Raw genomic sequence first — 24696 nt, forward strand, 5'->3', positions numbered from 1 at the left:
TTTGCTAGCAGTCATCACCCCATCGAATGATGGGACTTACCTGACTAATCGGCAAAATCGTTACAGACCAACATTACAAACGAAATGGCCGTTGCGGCTAGTTTGAAGGTTCCGCGGCAGACGGTGCTCTTGCACGAGACACTAGCAGACCTACTTCAGATCGAGCAGAAAATCTTGCGGACCGGTGGGGAGAACGACTCTTTGAGGTAGCGAGTGCAACCTGAATTCGGAGAACTCCCGAAGCGTTCGCAGCGCGTTGTCCCACCATTCGAGTCGTGACACATTCACGCTCAATTCACGGGCGTGCTTGTGGGTAGAAACAATGGCGCACGAAACCCCGATCAGCAAGGTTAGCCAAAAGAAGTCACGCAGTTGCCAACGGAATACGGGCCTAAGTAGATCGGCAGCCGTAGCTTGTTCATACTTCTCATCAATCTGCTGACTCAACTCTGGCGTCAAAGATACGCCTGGGTGGGTGAGGTAGAAGGTCAACATGAAGATGGCTCCCGCAAATGCCAGCGTGCCAGTGAAGGGACGCAAATCGCAGTATCCGCTGATTGACATGCCGCAGGCCATCAGGATCGAGAAGGGAGTAACGAAGCGGTAGACGCTGAGAGAAGCCTTGGAGTATGCCTTGCCGGTCGTCGGTGCAGCCTTGCGAACCAGAATGCCGGCCAGAGCGCTGAGGGGCGCAACGACAACCAGTAGCAGGAGCGCAAAATCCGCGTCCATCATCCCGGTCAATAAGGATTGATCGCGTTCTGGCCTAGCTCCACCGAACGAATAGCTGCTGCTGTTACGACGCTGCCAGTCGTCGCTGACAATCGAGAGTGTGTTGAATTCAGAGAGGTTAGTCCGCACGCCAAACCTCGTTTGAAGCTGATACGCCAACTCGTGGGTTGCTTGCTCCGTACGTTCTGCCTGTTCTTTCGCGAGGGAAAATTTGCGATAGCGGGCGTGCTCGGTCGCCAAGCCAATTAGCAGCCCGATTAACAGTGTCAGCCAGACGAATTCGCGCCAAGGAAACGGCATGCATTGTTCCCGGTGACGTCAGGTCTAGCCTTGTTTGCGGAAGAAATCCTGCGTCTTCGAGAGCGCGGCGAGAATGTGGCGGAAGACGCTGTAGTGCCCGCCGGAGTACCAATGAATTTCTGGTTTGTCGAGCGCGTTCCATAACGCTTCGGTGCAGGCCTTGGGAATAACCTCGTCGCTCTCGGCGTTGAGCATCAAGATGTGCCGGCCTTTGCAATTGCCGACGTAGTTGAGAGGCTCGATTTCTTTGACGGCGGCGCGGAAGTCGGTGAGCTGCGCACCCTGCGCGATGAGCTTGTCGCGCTCGCGGCGAAACTCGCGAGCCTCCCAAGCGATCTGGCCGAGGTCGCCGCCGGCGAGGAGCAGGCAGATGTTCTTGAGTCGGGGTTCCGAAGCTGCCGCCAGCGAGCCAGTGATTCCTCCGAGGCTGATGCCAAAAATGCCGAGCTGCTCGGGATCGATTTCGGGCCGGCTCATCAAAAAGCCGGTGGCCTGGCGAATGTCGAGAATAGCCTGCGTCATGCCAGCGATGGTCTCCTCGGGGTTAGCGCTGATCATCCGCTGCGGCGCGCCTGGCGCGCGGCGCGGACCGTAGTAGGGCATCTTTACGAACAGAGCCGCCGTGCCCGTTTGAGCGATCGCTCCGGCAAAGAGCCGCGAGAGCGCGAAGTCGCCGCCGAGAATGTGGAGCACGATGACGGCAGGGCGCTTGGTCTTGGTGAGTTCGGCTCCGACCGGCTTGTAGTACTCGCAATGGATTGTGTTGTTGGCTTCGTGCGGCGTGACGACCGGCGAGGGGAACGTCACGTCCCAGATCTCGTGGTTCGAGAGCTGGACGTCGAGTTTTTTCATCTCGTAGTTGAACGAGTGCTCGGCCAGGCGAAATCGCTCGCCGACCTGCTGCTCAGCCGTTGCCGGCGCGGGATGAAAAGTGGCCGTCCCTTTTTCCGTGCCAACATAATCGCCGCTGAGGGTGAGCAGCAGAAGCGCGAGTGCAGCAGCCATGCGAATTCCCGTCTAAATCCCGATCCGAGGAGAGAGGCACGCAAATTATGGGGCTGGCGGCAGGGGAAGTACAGACGAATAAGTCGTGGGATCAGCGATGCCGGCCAGGGCAAAGGCTTCGCGTCGTTCTACGCACGTGCCGCAGCGACCGCAGTGAACCTCGCCCCCTTCGTAGCAGCTCCAGGTGCTAGCGAAATCGACGCCCAGGCGAGCACCTTCGCGCACGATGTCGGCTTTGCTGAGCGTGAGAAACGGCGTGTAGAGCTCGAGCGTGTCCCAATCGGCGAGCCCGAGCGCGTGGCGCATGGCTTCGACAAACGCCGGTCGGCAGTCGGGATAAATCGCGTGATCGCCGGCATGAGCGCCATACGCAACGCGGTCGCATTTCCGGCTCAGGGCCCAACCAGCCGCGATCGCGAGCATGATCATGTTGCGATTCGGCACGACCGTGGCCTTCATCGACTCTTCGGCATAATGGCCATGCGGCACGGCAACATCGCTGCTGGTCAAACTCGACCCTGCCAAGAGTGGCGTGATCGCCCGCAGATCGGCGAGTCGCCATTCGATCTGCAACCGCTCAGCCGTCGCGCGCGCATATTCGAGCTCCCGCCGATGTCTCTGCCCGTAATCAATCGACAGCGCGAACACTTCATCGCCCGCCCGCAGCAAATGTTCGAGCATGACAGTGGAGTCGAGCCCACCGGAAAAAATGGCGATGCTGCGCATGGGGCTGGGAACTGGGGACTTGGGGCTGGGGAAATGCGGGCGAATTGGTACTAGAGTTTACCAGGGTTCCCAGTCCCTAGTTCCCAGCGCCTGCCGCTTCCTTCAGAAACTCCGAGCGATATACCGGCAGCTCGTGCAAGCGCGTGCGACGTTCGAAGTGGGTGCGGAAGTCGAGATCGTGCTCGGCGGGCGTTTCGGGCACGGCCAGGGGCCCCTGCAATTTGCCGGCGGGATTCGGCGGCAACTGCGCGATCAGTTCGAGCGTCGATTGATAGTACTCTTCGACGTCGGTCCAAAAATGGAGCTTGCCGCCGGGGATCAGTGTGCGGATGACATCCTGCAAGAATGACTCGTTGAGCACGCGACGACGGCGATGGCGTTTCTTCCACCACGGATCGGGAAAGTAAACGTGGACCGCGTGCAGCGAGCTATCGACAATCGCTTCGCGAAAAAACGCGAGGGCATCGCCGCAAGCCATTTTCGCATTGGTCCGCCCAGCGCGCGACAATCGCGAGGCCGCGAAGCGGGAATATTTCTTGGCGACTTCGATGCCGAAGAAATTGTGTTCAGGATTTGCGCCCGAGGCGCTGAGCATGAACAGGCCTTTGCCGCTGCCGACTTCCACTTCGAGCGGAGCGCTGCGGCCGAACATGGCGACGGGATCGAACGGCTTGGGAACGTCCGTGGTCTCGACCAGGTGCGTGGCCAGATCCAGAGTGGGATCGATTTTGGGAAGAGCGCGGCGTCCCACGATCAACCCTTCGCCGCAGCTTGTTGCTGCAATTTCTGCAGCGAAGAAACCGGAATCGGCACTCCCTTGAGCGTTCCCTCGATGCACAAGCGATCGCCCGCGATCCCTTGAAACTGGCAGATGATCATCCCGCCGCGGCGGACCTTGCCGAGTTTCGAAATCACGATAAAGCGTTCGCCGGGGAAAACCACATCGCGAAAGCGAACGTTTTCGAGCCCACCAAAGCCGACGACTTCGGCGCCCAGCAAGTCATAGCGCTGGGTGACGAAGCTGCACAGCTGGGCGATCGATTCGAGCATCACCACGCCCGGCATGATGGCCAGCTGCGGAAAGTGGCCGCGGACCCAAAAGTCGTCCTTCGTGGTGTCGCGATAGCCGACGCTGAGGTACTGCGTTTCGTCGACATAAACGACGCCCGACAGCTGCTCCATCTCGTGGCGCTGCGGGTTGTACTTACGAATCTCCTCCAGCGTCGCCACGTGGCGGCTGAAATCGAGCTTGGAGATGTCGTACAAGAATTCTTGCTGGGGCACAGCGTTACCCTTACCAAACGCTGACGATCCGGACAGTTGTGCGCAGTGTCTTCTACGTGACGCTTTTTTGCGTGCAACAGCGGCACGGAAGGCAGAAACGCCGACTAGGTGCGGACCAGCTTTCGCTTGGCGCGCTTGGCTTTGCCATTGGCTGGACGCTTACCGTGATTGGCTTTTTTGTTCGTACGATGGGGCTTGGCCATGACAGACTACTTGAAAAATAGAGTGGCTGAGAATGGTGACAAAATTGGAATCCCTCAAAATACCACGAGGCAGGAAATTGGGGAAGGGGAAAGCAAGGCTGAAGTGGGCTGCAAAGTTGTAATACAAAAAGTTGCAAATCCGCCGATTTTCGCTACTATCAAGCACCAGTCGCGCCCCTCCTGGCCGATGCAAAAGTATTCCCTCTCCACCTTGCTGGTTCTTCTCATGCGCATTCGATCTCTCCGCGGCGGGTTTACTCTCGTCGAACTGCTCGTGGTCATCGCCATCATTGGCGTGCTGGTGGCGCTGCTCCTGCCGGCAGTTCAATCTGCCCGCGAAGCATCTCGCCGGATTTCCTGCTCGAATAACATGAAGCAACTCGCCTTGGCGTGCCTCAACTACGAAGACACCTACAAGAGCTTGCCGGTGGGCATTCAGTTTCCCAAAGGCGAGGCACCCGAATCTAGCCGCAAACATGGCCCGAACTGGATCATCTCGATCCTTCCCTTCATGGAGCAGCAGCCGCTGTTTCAGAAGTTCGATCTGACGGTGCCGATCTCGCATGCGAATAACCGGGAACCGCGGGGCACTACGATCAAGGCTCTGTTGTGCCCAACCGATGGTTTCAACCGCCGGAAATTTGTCGGCATCGACGCCAATGAAGGTGACAACTGGGCGCGCGGCAACTACGGTTCCAGCGGGCTCAACTGGCAGCTCGATTCAAACGCTAACGGTCATTGGGGCGAGCCAAATATCACCGGTGTGATGGGTTGGAACGTTACCAGCCGCCTCGCTGAAGTTACCGACGGCTTGAGCCAGACGCTGATGCTGGGTGAATTGCGTTCTGGGTTGTTTGAGAATGATCGCCGCGGCACGTGGGCGCTCGGGACTGCGGGCGCGAGCGCTATGTTCTGGCATGGCTGTGGCGGCGATGCTTATGGTCCCAATGCCGTCGATATCGACTCGGATGACGTCGAAGGCTGCTCTCTCTTCTACACGGCAGGGAACGCGCTGCTGAAAGCGCAGCGGATGGAATGCCATAACGGCTGCCCCAGTTACCAAGCCGCGACGCGCAGTTTGCATCCGGGCGGTACGGTCATCGGAATTTGCGATGGCAGCGTGCAATTCATCAGCGAGAATATTGAAACGGCCGGCAACTACGGCGCTTGCACCGTGCAGTCGGCCTGGGATCGCCTGATTACGCGTGAACAGGGCCAACCGCTCAAGGCCGGCACGTTCTAGTGCGAGTCGCACCGACGTTACAGACCTGCTTAAAAACTACTCGAAGCGATTCTGATCCTAGGAAACATGATGCGACCTCTCCTGTATCTGACTGGCACGATGGCGTTGTTCCTGCTCGTAGGCTGCAGCGGTGAGGACACGATGTATCCCGTATCGGGCACCGTGAAATTCAGCGATGGGACGATCCCGCACGGTGAAGTCGCCACGATTCGCTTCGAGCCGGTAAAAGCCAACAACGACGAAATGGGCAAGACTCCGGCAGCCGGTCAGATCGATGCCGAGGGAAAGTTTCGGCTCACGTCGAAGACATCGAACGACGGCGCTCGCGCTGGCGACTATAAGGTGACGCTGACGATCTTGAAGACCTACGGCAAGACCGATTCGCTGATCCCAGGCAAATACAACTTGGCGACTTCCACACCTCTTACCGCCACGGTTGGCCCCAAGGGCCAAAAGCAATTCGATTTTGTGCTCGATCGCAACTGATGATGGCAGGCTCGTCGAATCCGCGCAGCGAGGTGCGCCTCGCACTCATTGCCGTAATCGGATTGACTCTGGCATGGACGGGTTGCGACAAGCCCGCCGCCGCGCCGTTGGAATTTCACGACGAGCTGCGCGCCGGAAAGGTCGTGCTCGGGTCGGCATCGCTTGTGTCCGGAATGCCGGGGGACAAAGAACTCACGCCGGCCCAAGTCAAGTTCTGGCTGCAGGATGAGCGAGTTCATCAGCCGCTGAAATACTGTTTGCCGCTCGGCCTGCATACGGCGGATCACGGTCAACTGCCTGAGTTGACGCGGGCCAAAATCGAGCTCGGCCGGCAGCTGTTTTTCGATCAAAGAATGGGCCGCGACGCTGGCATGTCGTGCAGCCGTTGCCATCAGGAAGAGAGCTTCTCGAACGCGATCGGCCCCAAGCAAGGGCTGCGGAATCCCAACACGGTGATCAACCGAATCCTCGGCGAAAACCATTTCTGGGACGGCCATGCGAAATCGCTGCGCGACGTGCCGCCGACCCCCATCCTCGATTTTGCTGAGATGAACACTACGCCTGAAGCCGTGGTGGCGATGCTGCAGCAGCACGAAGGATATCGCCTGCAGTTCGAGCGGATTTTCGGCAAAGTCGATTTCGAAAACGCCTGCGATGCGCTCGCAGCTTTCCAGTGCACGCTGGTCACCGCCCCTTCGCCCTGGGACTACGACGTCGTGCTGCGCGAACTTTCGGCCCGTGAGCCTGGCACTTTGACAGAGGAAGAGCAGGAGTTGCTCGCCGAGGCGCGGGCTGGAGCCGAACGCGAACCCTTGAGCGCCGCAGCTCGCCGCGGCGCGGAACTCTTCTTCAGCGAACGGACCAACTGCAGCAGCTGCCACAGCGGCCCCAATTTCACGGACGAATCGTTTCACAACCTAGGCGTCGAGCCACCCAACGATGATCCGGGGCGCTACGCGATCACCAAGCAACGCGAAGATCTCGGCGCGTTCAAGACGCCCACTCTTCGCAATGTGGCCCACACCCATCCCTACATGCACAACAGCCGATTCGGCAGCGTGGAAGAAACGGTCGCCTGGCTTGTGAAGGGTGGCGACGGCGAACGAGCTGCCCTAACCGACCTCAAGCTAACTCGCGCCGAACAGGAAGCTTTGGTCGAGTTTCTCCGCTCGCTTTCGAGCAGCGTCCCACGTCCCGAGCAATGGAAGCTACCGAAATAGTCGATGTGGAGCGAGTGCGCGTGACGGTAGCAGGCACGTTGACTAGCCCTTCCCACCCGCCATTTTGCTGGCGGCGGGCGAGAACCGCAGGCGTGCCATGTGCCAGATGCCGAAGAGCGGCCCGGCAGCAAGCAGCGCGGTGGCCAGCGGCCAACCGAGAGATTGTTGCAGCAGTGGCAAAATGGCGATGGTGAGCGGCGTGAGGAGGAAGCCGGCGCAAGTTTGAATCGCAAGGGCGGTGCCGACGTAACGCGGGTCGCAAAGCTCTGAAACGGCGGCGCTGAATTGGGCGCTGTCGGCGATCACGCTCACTCCCCACAGGATGCAAACGATCGTGAGGATCGCAGGCCAAGGTGTGAGACTGCCGGCAATGAGGGCGCAGCCGCCGGAAACGACGAGGCTGAGAAGCGCCGTCAAACACCGGCCCCGGCGATCGGCAAATTGTCCGGCAGCGACACAGCCGATCACGCCACTAGCGACGGTGGCGAAGGAAGCGAACGCCGCGGAAGCAGGCGAATGACCGGCGCGCTCGTAGGCATCGCGCAGCAACTGCGGCGCCCACGTCCACATGGCGTAGAGCTCGAACATGTGGCCGAGGTAACCAAAGTTTGCCCGGCGGAGCGGCACATCTTGCCAGATCCGCAGAAAGTACGACCAATCAAACTTCGAAGCCGCCGGCAACCACGGCCCGGTGCGAATGAAAACCAAACCGAACACGGCAGCGAGCAACGAACAAGCCGAAGAAGCCAATAAAACAAGCCGCCAGGTTTCGGCCGCCGCGAGCGAATCGAGCGGCAAAGCACGCAGCAGATGCGGGGCCCCAGAACCAATCGTCAACGCGCCAACCATCACGCCGATGGCAAAACCTCGGCCGCGGCGAAACCACGACGCCATCAATTTCATCCCAACGGGATAAACGCCGGCGAGCATCGCACCGGTCGCGGCTCGCAGCAGCAAGACCACGAGGAACCCGGATTGCGTCGCGGCGAAATCGTTCCTGATCCCAATCGCGATGGCAGCATTGAACAAAGTTCCGAGCAGCCCACAGAGAGCGAGCAACCGCGGCGCTGGCCAGCGATCGGCGAGATTCCACACAGCACTCGCGAGCGCTCCGGCTGCAAATCCAAGCTGCACGCTGATCGTCAGCCAGGCTTGTTCGAGCGGGGATAATTCCCAGGCGGTCTTCAACGCTGGGGCAACTGCACTGACCGAAAACCAAAGCGTCATCGCCAGCAAGTTGCAGGTGGAAAGCCAGAAGAGTTGCGTCCAACGCTGCGGTGATTCTGGCTGGTCGCTCATCAAATAATCGCCAGCGGATGACGGCGTTCTTCGAGCGTGCCGCGGGTGACACCCACGCGGTTGGAGGCGGCGAGGCGGCTCCAAACTTCTCGGCCGGTGACTTCACCGCGAAGGAGTTGCCGATAGAGCTGCAGCATTTCGCCGAGCTTGCGATCGCTGCCAGGGACATCGAGCAGCTCGACCCGAAAATGTCGCACGCCCTGCGTGAGGAGCGTCGGCACGACTTCGGCGGCGCTTTGCGGCACGGCATTGAAGAGCGTGTTACGACAACCAACGTCGGCGGTCAGCGGATGATCGACGCCCATCCGATCGCGGAGGGCAACCTGATGTTCATCGCAAGGGCGGCCACAGTTTGTCTTATTCGTCCCTGGCGAAAGCATCGCGCAAAAGACGCAATGCTCCATATGAAACATGGGCATGTGCTGGTGAATCACGCACTCGAGCCAGTTCGCCGGCACGGCTGTGACGAGCTCGAGGAGTTGTTCGCGATTCAAATCGTACGACGGCGAGATCCGGCCGGCGCCTTGTTCACGCAGCCAATTGGCAGTGAGTTCGTTCGCACAATTGAGCGAAAAATCGGCCACGACGGGCAAACCTTGTTCGGCAAAGAATCGCAGACCGGCGAGATTGCGCACGAGGATGCCATCGGCGCCATGTTTGGCCAGCGCACGAAAGATTCCTGCTTCGCCCGGCTTTTGAATTCGCGGTGTGGCGAGCAGGATTTTTGCGTTGTGCTGGTGAGCGACTTGCACGGCTTCGCGATACTCGCGGATATCAGCGAAGTCGACGTATACGCTCGGCACTTCATGCTGCAGGACCGATTTCAACTGCGGCAACGTGCGACACAGGACGTGCAACTCCGGCTGCTCGCTGCTGGGAGCTTCGTGAGCCGGCAGGGCAGATCGCAAATTGGCCAGAACCGATTCGCTCGCGATCCGCCGCTGAGGAACGGCTTCGATTGCAGCCGTCAGTCGCTCGATTATTTCGTGACGCACTTTGCCGAGGACGCTGAGCGGCGCCATCGGGTTGCCGCTGATCGTGGCTTGCAGGTCGCGGAGTTCGAAGGGGCTGTTGCCAAGTCGGCCCAGTTGAGTACGCAGCGTCTCTTCATTCAACACATGCTGCCGCGCGATTGGCAGCGGCTCGGTCGATCGGATTTCGATCGCAACTTGGTCGACTCGGGCCGTAACACGCAGCGTTTCGCCGGCGGTGGCCTGCACTTCAAAATCAACCGGCGCGCGGCGATTGATTGCTCCTGGCGCAAAGGTCTTGCGTAAGCGATTCGTGAGTTCAGGATCGTCGGTCTTCCAGACTTCGCGGCCGACTTGCACTTCGGCGAAATCGAACGCGCCGTGCGCGAACGTCAGCTCGACCACGCCGCTGCTGATCGGGTCGGTGAGCGAACGACCTTTGTAGAAGACTTCGAAGACGCGACCACCTTGTTGATCGTCTTCAGCGCGGCCGCAGTCAAAGACGACGCCGTCGCCGCGCTTGATCGAGGCGGCCAGTTGCACCGCGATGTATCCGGGCCGCACGGCTTTCACCGTGCCGAGGAACACGCCCCGCTTGTCACTGCTGCGGGCGGGCACCAGCATCTTGTGATCGCAGCCTTGCAGCCAGCCGGGCGAGAAGCCGCGCGAAAACGACAGCTCCATCTCCTCGACTTCTTGCGGCGAAAACTTCGCGACATTGCCGGCCACGGCAGCATCGATGGCAGCGCGGTAGTGGCGCGTGATATTGGCAACGTACTCGGGCGTCTTCAACCGACCTTCGATCTTCAGCGAGCAAACGCCCAGCTTGGTGAGTTCCGGAACAAGATCGTAAGCCGCGAGATCTTGTGGGCTGAGGAGATATTTCTGATCGCCGGTTTCCACCAACTTGCCGTCACAGAGCAAGTCGTATGGCAAACGACAGGCTTGGGCACATTGGCCGCGGTTCGCGCTACGGCCGCCGAGCGATTCACTCGTCAGGCATTGTCCGGAATATGCGACGCACAGCGCGCCATGCACAAAAACTTCGACGGGCATTGTGCTACGCTCGCGGATGTCGCGGATCTCATCGAGCGAAAGTTCGCGCGGCAGCACGACCCGTTCGATGCCCAGTTCCTCGGCTACAGCAATGCATTCGGCACTACTCAGCGTCATCTGCGTCGAGGCGTGAATGGCCAGCTGCGGACAAATGCCGCGAATCAATCGAGCCAATCCCAAATCTTGCACCAGCACCGCATCGACGCCTGCTTCGGCGAGTTCGATGACGTGGCGTTCGACTTCGGGGAGTTCGCTGGGGAAGATCAGCGTATTGAGCGTGACGTACCCCTTCACGCCGCGACCGTGAAGTTGGCGGAGGATATTGGGCAGGTCCTCGACTGCGAAGTTTTTGGCCCGGGCTCGCGCGTTGAACCCGCAATCGAGGCCGAAATAAACCGCATTGGCGCCATTTTCAATGGCAGCGCGAATGCAGTCGCGATCGCCGGCCGGCGCGAGCAATTCAGGAGCGTTGATAATGCGAGTCGAAGTCATCCACCCAGCCTACTTGCGAAGTAGGCACATGGGCAACCGCTAAGGCTTACTACCGGCGAGCACTCCGCAGTGAATTAGGGTCGGTTGCACCGCGTGCGGCTGCAGTCCGGCGGCCACCAACCACTGGCGGTATTCCGCAGCACTGTAGGCTCGCCCCTCCGTGAGCGTGAAGAGAGCGGCCGAGTACAACGCCGTCGGCAGCGGGCCGTCGAGTTCGTCGTTCAGAAATACGTCATGAATGAGCAATTGGCCGAGCGGCTGAAGTGCCGCAGCACAGCGGTTGACGAGTTCCGCGCACTGCGGCTCATCCCAATCGTGCAGAATATTCGAGAGCAGAATCGCATCGGCGCCGGTCGGCAGGGCATCGGCAAACATATCGCCCGGCTGGCAGGTCAGCCGATCGGCCACGCCATGCTGAGTGGCAAATTCGGCCGCGATCTTCAGCACTTCAGGCCGATCAAAAACAATGGCCTTGAGATGTGGATAACGGAGCAACAGGCCGATGCTATAAATCCCCGTGCCGCCGCCGACATCGAGCAGCAGTTGAGCCTGCGACAGATCAACGACATTGGCTAGGTGCGGCGCGACGTTCTTCGCCCGGCCAGCCAGGGCCAACGTGAGATGCCGGGCCGACGATTCGCGCTCCATCGCCGATTCCAGGCCATCGCGAAAGATGAAGGCCGCGCCGCCATCGTCGGCCGTCGCGCCGGCAGGGCGGTTGGTGCGCAATCGTTCGACCATCTCCTTCACGCCGGGACTTTCCGCGGCCAGGCCAATGTAATCGCCGACAAAATGCGGTCCGCCAGCAATCAAATGTTCTCGGGCCAGCGGCGTGAGCGACCAGCTATCATCCTTAACCTGCAATACATCCATGGCCCGGAGCGCAGTCGTTAAGACTACAAACGGCCGACGGGCGATGTTTAACTTTGCTTGCAATGCAGCCGACGACAGGCTGCCGCCTCCCAGAATCTCGAAAAGGCGTAGATGTGCCACGGCGGCCGTCAGCAATTCGGTGGCGTAAACGCCGCGAAAATGCTCAAACAAGGGCGTAGGATCGAGGGCAGGAAACGGCAGTCCGGGCGGCATCGTCTTCTCCAGCAATTGGTAATGATTGTGGGCCATCATAGCAGCCGCAATCCAGGTATTTTCAGCGAAATTTTACTTGACGTTCGCGACCACAATAAGTTTTGCTGAATCCCTTCATTTCAAACTTGTAACGACCCCCGCAACGCTTATGCTAGAAGCTGCCATCTTTCGGAGGTTCGCCGACCGAGGCATTTTGTGAGCAACCCGCCAGATCTCAACAAAGACGAATTCGATCCGTATCGAATTTGGCTCAGCATTCCCAAAGCCGAACAGCCGCCAAATCACTATCGGCTGCTCGGTGTACCGCTGTTTGAAGCCGATCCTCGCGTGATTGAGGAAGCAGCCGATCGTCAGATCGCGCACCTCAAAACCAAGCAGACGAGCGCTCACGTCGCACATTCGCAGGCTTTGCTGAACGAGGTTTCCGCGGCGGTCGCCGTGCTGTTGGATCCGAGTGCCAGAGAACGCTACGACGCCAAGCTCCGGGCCGCCACCGCCCCGAAACCTGCTGCTGCAAAACCGCAGATGCCGCAAGCCCGCGTCTTGCCCACGGCTCAAGCGTTGCCAACCGCGCAGCACATGCCGGGGCCGATGCAGCCCAACCCGATGCAACCGCAGCCACAACAGTGGGTGCCACAGCAACCGGGCTATCCCGCGCAGCAACCGAGTCACTACTCGCCGCAGCCAGTCCATCAAACGCCAATGCATCAACCTCAGCTGCATCAGGCGCAGCCGATGCAGCAGCAACGGCCAATGCCGCTGCAAACGATGCAGTCGCCGGCTCAAACGATGGCGCCGCCGCAACCGCTGCGTCCTGCCCCCATGCCGGTTAGCCCGCCACAACAGCCCGAGCCGATCGCCGATTTTCCGCTTCCCGAGCAAGTCAATCTGAAGCCTTCTGGCACGGCAAACGACGCCGAACGCCGTAAGGAAAAGAACCCCGTCCTCGAACTGGTGAAGATCATCGGCGGCGGCGTCGGCGGTTTGGCGATCGGCGTGATCGTGCTCTATATGATCGGCCGTAGTGATCTAGTGAACGGTCTCACCGGCAATGGGCCGCCTCCCAAAGTCATCGTGAAGACGATCCCGGCCAAGGCAAAGCCAAGCACTCCCAAGCCGGTTGCCAAGACGAACACGGTCGTGCCACCCACGCCGCCGCAAACTGGCAAAACAACACCCACAAAAACCTTCACCCGGCCGAACAACAACGATCCCACCGATTCTGGCGACGATTCGCTCGAACCAACGATGCCCGGACCGGTAGCGCGGCCAGGATTCGGCGGTGGGCCAGGCCCGAATCGATTTCAGCCACCAACGATTGCGCCCAGTCCCGATCGTCTGGCGCAGCCCGAGGTCTCTGGCGCCTCGTTGCAGACTGCCAGCGCTGCAGCGCGAGAGAGCTTGGAATTTCTGCAGTCGGTGTTCGGGAAACTGCGCACCATGGCGCAGCGGCCGGCAGATCGCAATTTGTCGCGCGATCAATTTGCCGTCGCGCAGCAACTCTCCAACGAGATTACAACGTTGGAAGATGGTACGTTACCCGCGTTTCGCCGTTCGGCCATCTCGCGTTTCGATGCTGTCGATCAGCGGTACAAAGATCAGGGCGTGTCGCTCAATTTCTCGGGCAAGTTGCTGGCCACGCTCTGCATCCCGGGGCGGCCCAATGCCAATGAGCCCCAAGGGCGAGTACACAAAATCAACAACGTCGACGAGTTCCCTGCCAAGTTGCTGGAACATGCCGACGGCCTGCTCGCGCTCGCCAAAGATTGCGTCGGAAGCGAGGCCTACGACCGAATCTATTATCAAGCGGTGATGGCGCAGCTGCTGCACTACACTTACGTGCGCGGCAATTCGGACCAGTTCTCGGCCTGCCAGTTGATGGCGACGCTGGGTATCGAAGTCGAGCCTGCGCTCAGCAGCAACATGCTGCGCAACAAGCTGCGGGCCGCGAACGACTTGACGATGACCGCTGCCGGTTTTTCTGGCGATGGCGGCGACGTGATGAGTGACCCTCGCACGTCGTTCCGCAGTGCGGGAAGCTTCTTTGCCCGCGAAGCGAATGGCCAATGGATCGAGCGAAGTCCCACGCGCGGCGTGGTCATGTATCGCGAGAGCAATCGCACGCCGGGCATTATCGAACTGCTGCCGCTGACGGGTGGACCACCCGTGAAGCTTGCGCTCGGCTGGACCTCGGTTTCAAATCCGTCCCGCATGGATCCAACCATCGTCAGCGAGACGATCACCGACGGCGAATGGGAAATGAACAAGCCGGCGCGTTCGCTGGTTCCCAAAATTTCGGTCGGCACGGTAACCATCACGCGCAATGCGAACGGTGGACAAGTCGTTAGTACGGCTCCGCCGGCGCCGGGCATTGCCATCAGCAATGTCGGCGAATTGCGAATTGGTGAGCGTGTGTATGCTGAACGCGTACATCGTTCGGGCAGCTCGGATTGGCTCCCCGCCGTTATCACTGAAATTATCGCCTCGCGAGCAGTGGTGCAGTACGACGCGGTTGTCGACGGCCTCATTGGCGAAGGCTTGACGCGCATCCACATTCGCAAGATGAACGGCATGTCGCCGCCGAACGTGCCAAGTATGCCTGGCATGCCGCAGCCCTCAACGCCTGCCGTGGCTGCCACCACCAACGCCGGCAAAACGGTCTGGCGGCATACGGGCGGATTCTTTGAACAGATCGATGGCATTTGGCACGAACTGTCGCCAACCGGCGACTACTTCGCGCTCAATCAGGTCGCTCAAACCAACGACTGGATCGAGCTCGAACGGACGGTCGGCGCGGTCCGCTTTCGGCTGTCCGACAAAGCCGCCATGATCGCCCTGCAGCCCTACAACAATTATGTCGAAGTGGCCAAGGGTAACTGGGTGAAGCCGCTCGACGAAATCGAGCTCGACGCCAGTAAGCAAGCCGCCCTCAAGAAGCATCTGACCACTCACTCCGACATGGTCGCGTTGGCTCGCAAGAAGTTGCTAGGCCGTTTCGACACAGCCATGGCTTCCGTTCGTAACCGCATCGGCAAAGCAGAAGAACGCCTCGCCGCAATCGCATTGCTGGAAGAAGAACAAACTCGCTTCGAACGAGATGGGCTGGTTCCCTGGTCGGCCCCCATGCGGAATCACACCGCCGAATACATCAAAGGCCTGGCCTCGGCCCGCAATGCGGTCGAAGCCAACTTCGATCGTGCGATCGATTACTTCGTCAATCAAAACCAATCCGAAGCGGCCCATGGCGTGTTGATGCTCAAGCAAAAGACGCTCGCGCCTTCGATCGTCGCGCGATTGGTGGCTCGCGATCAGGTCGGTGCCGGAATGCCTCGTAATCAGTTCGGCAATCAGTTTCCCACTCGCACAGATACGATGGGTCCGATTCCACCAGGCCTGCCGTCAGAAATCTCCGAGCAGATCATCCGCGACCGCGAAATGCGAGGTTACTCCACGCCGAAGGTTACCGTTCGCCGCCTGTGGTCGAACGGCTGCGTCGACGATGCCTTCGGCGCGTCGAAGTGGCTCGCCGATACGACGGGCGTGATGCTCAATATCAGTCGTCCCACGGCCTCCTACCGCGAACGCTACGTCATCTCGGAGCGCGGCGACGAGTACGTAGGTCAAAGCACGCAGGGCACGGGGAGTTCCAGTAGCAGTAGTAGCACGCAGGGAACCAATCTCGCCGGCACGATCTCCAGCGCCCTGGAGTCTTATGAAAAGCGCCCGGAAGCCAAGTTCAATCCTGCCCAGCCAGGCGACGCAAAACCAGCCGACAAGGCCACAGAGATGAAACCGGCTGAACCCAAAGCCGACGTCACTCCCGAAATTCCTCCGGTTGTTCTGCCGTAAGGCAACGGGCTGTTCTTAAGCAAACAGCTCCGCAATCGGCTGGCCACCATCGGTGATCGGCACCGGCCGATCACCCGCATACAGTTCCTTGTGCGGATCGATGCCCAGCGCCCAGCAAATGGTGGCGTGAAAATCGGGAATCGAAACGGGCCGGTCGACAATCTTCATGGCCAGTTCGTCAGTCGCGCCAATCGTCAGGCCATTCTTCAAGCCGCCGCCAGCCAGCACCATGCTGTAGCTCTTGCTGTGATGGCCGCGACCGCCACCGCCATCAAAGGCCGCCGGCCGGCCAAACTCGGTCGCCACGACGATCAGCGTTTTATCGAGTAGTTTCTTCTCCTCCAGGTCTTCCACCAGTGTGGCCAGCGCGTGATCGAGTTCGCTGATTAATTCGTGCTGCTTGGCCATCCCCTGGTTATGCACATCCCAGCCCGTGCCGTTGAGGAAGTTCAGATTGTGGCTGACTTCGACGAACCGGGCGCCACTCTCGACCAGACGTCGCGCGAGCAAACACCGCTGACCAAACTCGCCGCCGTAACGAGTTCGCAGTGTCGCCGGTTCTGCATCGAGTTGAAACACCTTGCCAAATTGTGGTCCGGCCAGCTTCAGCATTTCGGTGATCGTGGCGTCGTAGTTCTTGACGATTTCATCGCTCTTCGCCGCGCCGTACTCCTCGCGCACCGCGGCCAACAGTTGCTCGCGCCGAGCCTGTCGCTCGGCCGAAATATCCGCCGGCCGCGAAAGCCCCACGGGGCCGCTTTGCGTATCGGTCAGATAGATGTAGCCATACTTCGAGCCCAAGAACCCCGGCCCGCGGGTCACGTTCGGATAACCGATCAGCACATACGCGGGCACGCCTTCGCCGGCCGGTCCACGCTCGTGGGCGACAATCGAGCCGATCGAAGGATACACCACGGTCCCCGCCGTCGGCCGGCCGGTATGCACCCGATTGGTCGCGGCTGCGTGTTCGTCGATCACCTCATGATTCACAGTCCGGACGATATTCATCCGGTCCAGCACCGTCGCGCACCGCGGCAGATACTCGCACACCTGCGTCCCCGCAACGGCCGTATCGATGCTGCGGTACATGCTGCCGGGCTTCTTCGCCTTCGGGTCTCCCTGCGCTTTGGGATCCCACGTATCAATCTGCCCCGCGCCACCGCCGAGCCACAAAAAGATGCAATGCTCCGCCCGACCCTTGGCGAGCTTTGCTACTGCGGCCTTGTCTTCGGCGCGAAGGGCTGGCGACCACAGCGATGCCGTCGCCACTGCGCCCGCCGCAGCTCCTGTAGCCAAAAATTGACGGCGACCCTGCATTTCAAACATCGGAGAGGCCTCTCGAAAACGGACGGCAAGCCTTCAGCATACCAAAACAAGTTGCCAACATCCCCACAAAACCGAGCGTTCGAGGGCTGTTTCACCGGTACTCACGGTCGATGCGCTCAGGAACCATCTACCCCTTAACGCTGGCGGAACACAAGCTTCACAACAGTTGTTTGCTGATTTCGCGTTGGTCCGAAGTCTCGAAAATGTCAATACTTGCGCACGGATTGATGGTCTTTGTCGCAGTTTTTTACAACACTTTCATAGCAACATACATGGCATTGGTTGCGCGCGTTCCACGTCGCCGAAGCTCCGACCAGTCAATCACTTGCCGTCAGCTGAATTGTCGTAAACCGCTGAGTGCACTGGCTACCGCACAACAGTCGCCAGAACTGCCGCACAACAATTAAAGCAAGCAGTCACTCGCGATCATCGCACCACTCAACAGCGGAACGATCTCTGGGTCAAGAAAACGCGATCAGCTATGCCAACTTGCATTGCGAGCTTCCACCAAATTGCCAACGATCACGGCGGCATGCCGTCGGGAATTATACAAATATACACTATTTAATCAACTGCTTGTCACGGTGCTGATGGGAACCACAGGAAGCCCATAGTTTGGCATCTCTGACCAGGCAGCGGGCCTAAGTTTTCGGTCGATTTGTTCTAGGGGCCAGAAGAATTTCGCCGAGTGTGCATTGGCGAATCGATAAAAATCGCTTGTCATATTGCGCATGTAGTGCCCATGGACAAACACCACGCCCAATTCGCGAGGGATGCCGCTGGGCACAACTAACGCCAAGTAGCTCCCGACGTACAACACTGGTAGGAGCAGCAGTAAGGTGGCAAATGCGGGAGCGGCGTGGCGTTTCATACAAGCTTGTGCAGTGATACCAGCAAAAGGTGATTCACGACTTGTGATTCACCAAGGGCTCAGCGGCAGCGTCAGTTTAGCGCCGATCGCCGAGTCGCTTCAACGGGAATTGCGATCGTAACATGACGTCAGCCCCGCTCCGGCCTTTACTTCGGCCTGATCTCTACCCGCTAGACCAAGTGGACTCCTGTTTTCTACGATAGGGGATTGGCCTGTGGGTTGCTCCTTTACCGCTGCGTGGTCGATGGCGGCAGTGGTTTTTCCCCAAGGGCCAAATTTAAGGACGTTATTTCGGCCGTAATTGGCTGCTGGGGCTGTGGTTACGTAATTGGTACGGATGGGAGTGGGCGAATGGGAGGACGAGAAACCGAAGCCGGGCGAGTGGCCCTGGACAAGGTCCTCGGGTACCTCAACTTTTCGTCGGGAGCGTCGGATCCCCAGTTTTTGGCTGGCTTGAGCCAGCTATTTGAGGAGGCCGATCACCGCTCACTGGGGGAAGAGACTTGGATCCGTCTGTATGAATGGTTGACGGTCGAGTTGCAGTCGCGAGTGGGCACCAATCCGGCCTTTCAGGACGTGCAGCAAGCCCAGGCTGTGCTGGAACTTACGTTCGAAAAGCTGCTGCTCGCCTATCGCGACTTCCACCGCGATTTGTTGTTCCACCAAACGGCAGAGTCGCTGTTTCAGCCCTATTTTCTGGGCCGGGCCCTGGAAGCGGTTTTGCGGCAAGGGGCACCGTGGGAAGAATCGGACCGGATTGTTTCGACGGCGATCAAACAGCTGAGCGACTACATCGGTCATCGGCCAGTCGCGGCGCTTGAGTCGCAGCGTATCGAACCGTATCCGCACGAATTCTGCCGACCGGTGCCGCTGTACATTCGCGGCGCGGGCGTGGCCTATGGCCCGCAGCGCGAAGTCGTCGCACTCGCACTGAAGTTGCTCGAAACGACCGACGAAAACCTGCTGCGGCAGGCCTGCTTTTTTCCGCATCGGTTGGAAGAACTTGCCATCGATCCACGAGCTTATGACTTCGATCACCCGGCCAACAAGCGGCCGAACTACCACTTCGGCCAGTGGGATCCGCACCAGATCGATCAGCACGGTTTTTACCGTCGGTTTGTCGTGCAGCAGATCACGCTCGACGCGCTGATGCGGCGGCTGACCGAAGACACGACGATCCCGCAAGAAGAATTGAAATTCGAAGCCGCCGCCGTGCTCGCGGGCACCGTGCTGATGGCCTCGGGCATCAGCGGCGAAGGACCGGGTGCGCACGATTCGACGATCACGCTGGCCAAGCTCCTGCCGCGGATTGCCAAGTATCGTGATGCGTTCTACGAGCAGTTGCTGCAGCGAACGAGCGGCGAACATCTCGAGCGATTGAAAAACGAAGCCGCCCAAAAACGCCAGCCATTCGGTGGCGCTCGGCAACATCTCAATGCCCAATTGGCTCGCGCGCGGGCTTCGCAACTCGAGCATGTTCACTTGGCGCGGATTTTTGCTCGGCTTGGTCATGTCGAGGCTGCCGCCAAGCAAGCCAACGTGGTGCCCTGTGCATCAGCCCGCATGCTCTGTCAGATCGACTGCTTGCTGACAACTTGTCAGCTGGCGTGTGCGGCTGGCAAGCTCGATGCCGCCGCCGACATCATGCCGCAGATCATCGATCTGCTGAAACGGGCGATTCAATGCGGCGCGGTGATCGATCCTTGGAACATCCTTGGCTTCGATGCTCACTTCAGTTTGTTCCCCGCCCTCGAAAACAGCGTGCGTGATCATCGGGCGGATGAGTTGGTCGCGCTCATGGAGCGGATCTGGACGTTGTATTCGCTCGTGTGGAGCGAAGCGGCTGCCAGCAATCGGTCGGAGATTGCCGACCGAATTTCGCGGCAATTCAAAAAGACCGCGACTTGGTGGCATCAATTCGCGACGCACGAAGTTTCGACCGTCGAAGCCATCGATTCACTCGCCATGTTCCGCGCCGCTGAACGAGTCGCCAAGGCCTTGCAAGTGTGGCACGGAGGTGGCGCATCGAGCGGCGACGTCGGTTTTTGGGCGCCGCACGCCGAGATGTTTGATTCGCCGAAGGCCTATGCGATGGTCATCGACTCGTTGCTCGAGCGCGGCGATTCGATTGCCTCGATGGCCCTAATGATGAGTTGGCTCAGCCGGGCCGATTCGGTTGGCCTTGAGCACGGCGATTCGTCGTTCCACGATTTAGCTCAAAGGTGGGTAACGGCCACAACGGCTGCCAGCGCAGAATCGCCCGAAGCAGCGCTGAAGGCTTGGGACTCGGCTCGCAAGTTTCTCGATTATCTCGAAGCGAACGCCGAAGGTTTGTGGAACGTGCCGACCTTCGAACTGGGCAACGGCAAACGGCCCGCATCGGCCACCGCCGAGCAGGACGACGACGAGGACGAAGACCGTTTCGACTCGGCCTACGAGGACATGGTCTATCGCGACAGCACCGACGACGGCGTTGATGGAGCCATTTTTGAATCGGGCGACGATACGCACGACGAGATGCAGCATCAGTCGAAGCTCGTCGCCGATCGCCTGGCCTTTCTCGCGACCGTGGCTCGGTTGTGGAAGCAGACGATCGTTAGTCCGGCCTTTGCCGTGATCATCAAGCAGCAAGCCACGCCCGAACAAAGTGCGCCGCAGCAGCGGCGCACGGCGGCGATGCAGAAGTGGATCGAGCAAGCGCAGACCAATCTGAACGGCCTTGATCGCTTGCTCGCGCAAGTTCGCGATTTTCGCATTCCCACGCCCTCGGGCGATCACGATTCGATGGTCGAGTACGACCGTCGGCGGATGATTAAAGAATCGCTGCTCGAACGCGTGGTCGCCACCAGCGTGGAGATGGCCGATGCGGCGCGACTGCTCCTCGCAGCCCGTGCAGCCTTGCAGCCCGGACAGCCGATTGAAAAAGACGAAGAAGAAAACCAGCGGACCGTAGCCGTCTTCACCGCTCTACTCAAGCGCGATGAAGTCGCGGTCAAGGAAGCCTGCGAACTGCTGTTCAAAACGCTGCTCCGCCAGCCATTGCTCTACGTGCCGCTCGGCAAGGGTGGCAATCCACTCGAGATCGTCATCGTTCGCACCCGTCAGCATTCCATTCAAGATCTGCTGGCCTGGTTGCCGCGCTGCGGCTTGTGGATCGAGACGTGCCAGCTCCTCGACGTCGCCCGGCAGATGGAACGCGATCATCCCGTTGGTCCCGGCGCGGTGACAGAGTTCGATGAGCTCTTCAAAATCGGTTACAAGGGAATCGTCGAAAGCCTCGTCGTTTCGGCCCAATCGTGGCCGCGCATTCCAGGCACGACCGACGATCAAGCCGCGGAACCGCTCGTCGCTTGTCTCGAACAATTGACCGAGAGCATGCTCACCAGCTGGCTCGCGCACAGTCGCACGCTGCGGCTGAGCGTGCTCGAGCGCGTGCACGACAAGACGACCTGGAAGAAGGTCATCGCCTTCGTCGAGAAATACGGCGCCGATCTGTTTACGCAGCGATTTTTGAATCTCAGCAACATCCGCGCAATCATTCATCAGGGACCGGCTCGCTGGCTGAAGAGCCTGCAGGAAGAACCCGCCGACGATGCGCCGCAAAAACTGCTCGATGATCTAACCACCGAGAAGGCTCTCGAAGATAATGCCGAGATGCTGAACATCGTGCTGGAAGCGATTCTCGAAAACTACGGCGAGTATCGCGACTACAACAGCACGACCACGCAATCAGACCGCGGCGAGCTGCTGTATATGTTGCTCGATTTTCTGCGGCTGCGCACGCGCTATGATCGCGTCTGTTGGAATCTCAAGCCCGTTGTGCTCGCGCACGAAATCCTCGTTCGCCGTGGCGAAGACATTGCGGCCCGAGTTTGGCGGCGCGCTCTTTCGGAGCGGATCCAGGACGAAGCCGAGCAATATCTAACTCGACTGGCCGATCTGCAGAAGAAATATGCGATGCGAATGCCGACCGTCGCCGATCGTCTGGCCGAACGTTTTGTGCGGCCGCTGACGATCGATCGAATTCGTGCGCTCGTCGAATCGGCCATGGAAGAAGCCCGCCAAGGTGGCGACGCGCCGAAGTTTGCCATGCTGGAATTCGAAACCGCGACGCTCACGCGCGAGCCCACCGGCGTCGGCTTGGATGTGCCCGCCTGGTTGGTGGCGCTCGAAGAAGAAGTCGACGAGATTTTGCGTCCCACGCATGAACGGCAAGAAGAAGCCGATCTCGCTGCCATCCTGCCGCCGGTGCTTCTCACGATCGAGCAAGCCAAGCAGCAGCTCGATCAGTGGACAACGAAGGAAGAGTAGCGAGGTTTACTTCTTCTCTTCCGGGGCTGGCTTGGCCCCTTCTTCAGCCTGCTTCTTGGCATCTTCCTTCATCTTCAAAAACGGATTGGGCTTGAGCTCGATCTTTTTCACGGTCTGCAAGTAATCAAGCACGTTGGCCGATTGCTCGCCGCCAACTTGCGCGTGAAAGTGGAGCGAGAAACCATGCGGGCCCTTCACGTCGATCAGCTTTGGTTGAAACGTGATCAGCGTGCGGACGACATCCACTTGGCCGAGCATCGCCGAGCAGAAAATATCCGGCCGCGCGCCCTTTTCGAGCAACAGCTCGACAATGTCATGTCGTCCGCAGTGAGCCGCCGCTCCCAAGCCGCTTTCCCAATCGCCGGCGCCCCAGTTCATGATGGCGAGCACTAGAGCCGCTTCTTTCTCGACGAGTTTCTTCACCATCTCGAGATCGGTGTGGGCAAACATCACGAAGTCTTGAATCAGCGTGCGATTGAGCTGCGCGTTCTTCCACTTCGGCTGAAACTTGGGTGCTTCGTAATCGCGTTCGAACGGAGCTTCGCGAGGACCGAGTGGCACTTCGGGCGCGGCCGCTGCGGGTTTGTCCTCGGCACGTACGACGGTAGATGTCAGGAAAGCACCAGCCGTCAGAGCAGCGAACGAACGGCGTGAGTATCGATTGGTATTCATGGATGTTCTCGGGTGGATTGGCTGGATCATCATCATACGAACTTTGCTTGACTCGGCCCATCAAAGGTGACTGGTCAGTTGATGCCGACCAGATGGGGAGTAGCGGTTGTGCAGTCCAGCTACGCGAAGCGCCCAGCCAAATTGACGTGACTATGACATCATTTGCGGAAAATAAGTAGTAAAGTTGCGAATCAAATCCCCATTGGAAGTGATCCTAACCTGCCGTGACCGTTACAAACCCAATCGACACCGGAGCGTTCACTCCCCTGCCGCTGGCTGGGGTCGTCGCCGATCTGCTACCGCCGATCGAGCTCTACTTGCCCGCTGTTCCATCGCAGAAGCCCGTGCTCTATCGCGCACGCACGGCGGCCGTCAATGAGAGCGACTTGCAGTTGTTGCAAGCCCGCGGCATCGATGAGTTGTGGGTTTCGGGTGATGAGCAGAACACCGTTGCCGAGTTCCTCGCAAATAATCTGGCCACACTGCTCGCGAATGAAACGCAGCCACCCGCGGCCCGCGCCAAACTGCTCAACCAAGTCGTCAGCCAAACGCTGAAAGATTCGATGAGCTGCGACGATCCGGCCTCGTCGGTGATTGCTTCGCAAGATCTCGCCAAGCACCTGGTCGAACTGGGAACTCGCTCGGATTTGACGATTCGCGACGTCGCCAAAGTCGCCCGCCACGATTTGTGTACCTTCACGCACTCGGCCAATGTCGCCTGCTATTCCACCATGCTGGCCAAAGCGCTGGGTGTGAACGACGAACAAGAACTGCAAGCGATCGCCACCGCAGGCATGTTGCACGATCTCGGCAAATTAGAAATTCCCACGGCCATCTTGAATAAGCCGGGCCGACTAACGAACGAAGAGTTCACGCAGATCAAATTGCATCCGGTGCGCGGCTTTCAAATGTTGCGCAAGGAATTCACGCTGCCGCAGTTGATGCTCGTTTATCAGCATCATGAAAAGATGGACGGCTCGGGCTATCCCGTGGCCTGCACCGGCGTCGAGATCCATTGGTGGGCGCGGATTTGTGCTGTGGCCGATGTTTATGAAGCGCTGACCGGCAAACGCCCCTATCGACGCCCGAACACGGCGAACGAAGCGCTGCTGATCATGCGCCGGGGCTCGGGTACGCATTTTGATCGCGATATTTTTCAATGCTGGCAAAGTCATTTTCAGACGGAGCTAGCCCCATGAACCCCGTGATCGCGAATGCACCCGAACTGGCTCCGTTCTCGGTTCCGAAAGACGGGAGCGAAGACGGCCGCCGTTTTGCTCGTCGCCCTTGCAAGCTGCACGCGCACCTGACCATTCAGGAATCGCTTGATAAGAGCTTCGACATCGCCCGCGAGTTCGACGTGATCGTGCGGAACATTTCGCGCAGCGGCGTCTGCTTTTTGTTCGTGCGGCAGATGTTTCCCGATGATCTGGTGCAACTCGATTTCGGCGGCTTGGTGCGGCGTTATCGCGTGGCCCGCTGCCGCCGCATCGGCGATAATTGTTACGAGATTGGCCTGGCGATTTGCAATTAGCAATCAGCGGTGTTCAGTCTCTTGAACAAC

Annotated in this window: 18 protein-coding genes; 7 read left to right on the forward strand and 11 right to left on the reverse strand. The window is 59.3% G+C overall.

Annotated elements, in window-relative coordinates; all coding sequences use genetic code 11:
- Positions 1-150 precede the first annotated feature (150 nt).
- The 6 genes from M9Q49_RS20660 to M9Q49_RS36150 form a co-directional block, all read right to left on the reverse strand.
- A complete protein-coding gene (locus M9Q49_RS20660; protein WP_254510729.1) occupies positions 151-1032 on the reverse strand; it encodes a hypothetical protein in 882 nt (293 codons plus the stop codon).
- 24 nt (positions 1033-1056) lie between these two features.
- A complete protein-coding gene (locus M9Q49_RS20665; protein ID WP_254510730.1) occupies positions 1057-2037 on the reverse strand; it encodes an alpha/beta hydrolase in 981 nt (326 codons plus the stop codon).
- A gap of 45 nt (positions 2038-2082) precedes the next feature.
- Positions 2083-2763 (reverse strand): 7-cyano-7-deazaguanine synthase QueC, encoded by a 681-nt coding sequence (queC, locus tag M9Q49_RS20670; RefSeq protein WP_254510731.1) that lies wholly within the window; start codon positions 2761-2763, stop codon positions 2083-2085.
- A gap of 76 nt (positions 2764-2839) precedes the next feature.
- Positions 2840-3514 carry a tRNA (guanosine(46)-N7)-methyltransferase TrmB gene (gene trmB, locus M9Q49_RS20675; RefSeq protein WP_254510732.1) on the reverse strand — a complete coding sequence of 225 codons (675 nt, stop codon included), beginning with the start codon at positions 3512-3514 and terminating at the stop codon, positions 2840-2842.
- Positions 3515-3516: 2 nt separating this feature from the next.
- Positions 3517-4047 (reverse strand): 3-hydroxyacyl-ACP dehydratase FabZ family protein, encoded by a 531-nt coding sequence (locus M9Q49_RS20680; RefSeq protein ID WP_254510733.1) that lies wholly within the window; start codon positions 4045-4047, stop codon positions 3517-3519.
- A gap of 104 nt (positions 4048-4151) precedes the next feature.
- A complete protein-coding gene (locus tag M9Q49_RS36150; RefSeq protein WP_390844488.1) occupies positions 4152-4250 on the reverse strand; it encodes a 50S ribosomal protein bL37 in 99 nt (32 codons plus the stop codon).
- Positions 4251-4476: 226 nt separating this feature from the next.
- Between M9Q49_RS36150 and M9Q49_RS20685 the strand changes: the two genes are divergently transcribed.
- From M9Q49_RS20685 to M9Q49_RS20695, 3 genes are all read left to right on the forward strand, one after another.
- Entirely contained in the window at positions 4477-5493 is a 1017-nt protein-coding gene (locus M9Q49_RS20685; RefSeq protein ID WP_254510734.1) for a DUF1559 domain-containing protein, read from the forward strand.
- Between the two features lie 69 nt (positions 5494-5562).
- Complete coding sequence (locus M9Q49_RS20690) at positions 5563-5979, forward strand: hypothetical protein (protein WP_254510735.1); 417 nt, start codon at positions 5563-5565, stop codon at positions 5977-5979.
- 62 nt (positions 5980-6041) lie between these two features.
- Positions 6042-7199, forward strand: a complete 1158-nt coding sequence (locus tag M9Q49_RS20695; RefSeq protein WP_254510736.1) for a cytochrome-c peroxidase — start codon at positions 6042-6044, stop codon at positions 7197-7199.
- 42 nt (positions 7200-7241) lie between these two features.
- Here M9Q49_RS20695 and M9Q49_RS20700 read toward each other — a convergent pair whose 3' ends face one another.
- Genes M9Q49_RS20700 through M9Q49_RS20710 form a run of 3 tightly spaced genes read right to left on the reverse strand, consistent with a single transcriptional unit; the run spans position 7242 to position 12103 of the window.
- Positions 7242-8498, reverse strand: coding sequence for an MFS transporter (locus tag M9Q49_RS20700; protein WP_254510737.1), 1257 nt, complete (start codon positions 8496-8498; stop codon positions 7242-7244).
- The gene (locus M9Q49_RS20705) at positions 8498-11017 is read right to left on the reverse strand and encodes a DUF3656 domain-containing U32 family peptidase (RefSeq protein ID WP_254510738.1); all 2520 of its coding nucleotides are present in this window, start codon (positions 11015-11017) and stop codon (positions 8498-8500) included. Before M9Q49_RS20705 ends, M9Q49_RS20700 begins: the two co-directional genes overlap by 1 nt.
- Before the next feature lie 39 nt (positions 11018-11056).
- Positions 11057-12103 carry an acetylserotonin O-methyltransferase gene (locus tag M9Q49_RS20710; RefSeq protein ID WP_254510739.1) on the reverse strand — a complete coding sequence of 349 codons (1047 nt, stop codon included), beginning with the start codon at positions 12101-12103 and terminating at the stop codon, positions 11057-11059.
- A 195-nt stretch (positions 12104-12298) separates the two neighbouring features.
- Between M9Q49_RS20710 and M9Q49_RS20715 the strand changes: the two genes are divergently transcribed.
- Complete coding sequence (locus tag M9Q49_RS20715; protein WP_254510740.1) at positions 12299-15952, forward strand: hypothetical protein; 3654 nt, start codon at positions 12299-12301, stop codon at positions 15950-15952.
- Positions 15953-15967: 15 nt separating this feature from the next.
- Here the strand turns inward: M9Q49_RS20715 and M9Q49_RS20720 are convergent, their stop codons facing one another.
- On the reverse strand, positions 15968-17278 hold the full coding sequence (locus tag M9Q49_RS20720) for a DUF1501 domain-containing protein (RefSeq protein WP_390844492.1): 1311 nt from the start codon (positions 17276-17278) through the stop codon (positions 15968-15970).
- 1222 nt (positions 17279-18500) lie between these two features.
- Between M9Q49_RS20720 and M9Q49_RS20725 the strand changes: the two genes are divergently transcribed.
- On the forward strand, positions 18501-22460 hold the full coding sequence (locus M9Q49_RS20725; RefSeq protein WP_254510741.1) for a hypothetical protein: 3960 nt from the start codon (positions 18501-18503) through the stop codon (positions 22458-22460).
- A gap of 6 nt (positions 22461-22466) precedes the next feature.
- Here M9Q49_RS20725 and M9Q49_RS20730 read toward each other — a convergent pair whose 3' ends face one another.
- Complete coding sequence (locus M9Q49_RS20730; RefSeq protein ID WP_254510742.1) at positions 22467-23132, reverse strand: ankyrin repeat domain-containing protein; 666 nt, start codon at positions 23130-23132, stop codon at positions 22467-22469.
- Between the two features lie 224 nt (positions 23133-23356).
- Between M9Q49_RS20730 and M9Q49_RS20735 the strand changes: the two genes are divergently transcribed.
- Positions 23357-24331, forward strand: coding sequence for an HD-GYP domain-containing protein (locus tag M9Q49_RS20735; RefSeq protein ID WP_254510743.1), 975 nt, complete (start codon positions 23357-23359; stop codon positions 24329-24331).
- Complete coding sequence (locus M9Q49_RS20740; protein WP_254510744.1) at positions 24328-24666, forward strand: PilZ domain-containing protein; 339 nt, start codon at positions 24328-24330, stop codon at positions 24664-24666. The genes M9Q49_RS20735 and M9Q49_RS20740 overlap by 4 nt, the downstream gene beginning before the upstream one ends.
- The last annotated feature ends 30 nt before the right edge of the window (positions 24667-24696 follow it).

This window comes from Anatilimnocola floriformis (genome assembly GCF_024256385.1).
Taxonomy (GTDB): domain Bacteria; phylum Planctomycetota; class Planctomycetia; order Pirellulales; family Pirellulaceae; genus Anatilimnocola; species Anatilimnocola floriformis.

What these genes read in the sequence shown, in the direction of transcription:
- M9Q49_RS20725 (WP_254510741.1), top strand. Translation starts at nt 18,501, where the DNA reads ATGGGAGGACGAGAAACCGAAGCCGGGCGAGTGGCCCTGGACAAGGTC.
- M9Q49_RS20665 (WP_254510730.1), bottom strand. Translation starts at nt 2,037, where the DNA reads ATGGCTGCTGCACTCGCGCTTCTGCTGCTCACCCTCAGCGGCGATTAT.
- M9Q49_RS20700 (WP_254510737.1), bottom strand. Translation starts at nt 8,498, where the DNA reads ATGAGCGACCAGCCAGAATCACCGCAGCGTTGGACGCAACTCTTCTGG.
- M9Q49_RS20730 (WP_254510742.1), bottom strand. Translation starts at nt 23,132, where the DNA reads ATGAATACCAATCGATACTCACGCCGTTCGTTCGCTGCTCTGACGGCT.
- M9Q49_RS20710 (WP_254510739.1), bottom strand. Translation starts at nt 12,103, where the DNA reads ATGCCGCCCGGACTGCCGTTTCCTGCCCTCGATCCTACGCCCTTGTTT.
- M9Q49_RS20660 (WP_254510729.1), bottom strand. Translation starts at nt 1,032, where the DNA reads ATGCCGTTTCCTTGGCGCGAATTCGTCTGGCTGACACTGTTAATCGGG.
- M9Q49_RS36150 (WP_390844488.1), bottom strand. Translation starts at nt 4,250, where the DNA reads ATGGCCAAGCCCCATCGTACGAACAAAAAAGCCAATCACGGTAAGCGT.
- M9Q49_RS20690 (WP_254510735.1), top strand. Translation starts at nt 5,563, where the DNA reads ATGCGACCTCTCCTGTATCTGACTGGCACGATGGCGTTGTTCCTGCTC.
- M9Q49_RS20740 (WP_254510744.1), top strand. Translation starts at nt 24,328, where the DNA reads ATGAACCCCGTGATCGCGAATGCACCCGAACTGGCTCCGTTCTCGGTT.
- queC (WP_254510731.1), bottom strand. Translation starts at nt 2,763, where the DNA reads ATGCGCAGCATCGCCATTTTTTCCGGTGGGCTCGACTCCACTGTCATG.
- M9Q49_RS20685 (WP_254510734.1), top strand. Translation starts at nt 4,477, where the DNA reads ATGCGCATTCGATCTCTCCGCGGCGGGTTTACTCTCGTCGAACTGCTC.
- M9Q49_RS20720 (WP_390844492.1), bottom strand. Translation starts at nt 17,278, where the DNA reads ATGTTTGAAATGCAGGGTCGCCGTCAATTTTTGGCTACAGGAGCTGCG.
- M9Q49_RS20705 (WP_254510738.1), bottom strand. Translation starts at nt 11,017, where the DNA reads ATGACTTCGACTCGCATTATCAACGCTCCTGAATTGCTCGCGCCGGCC.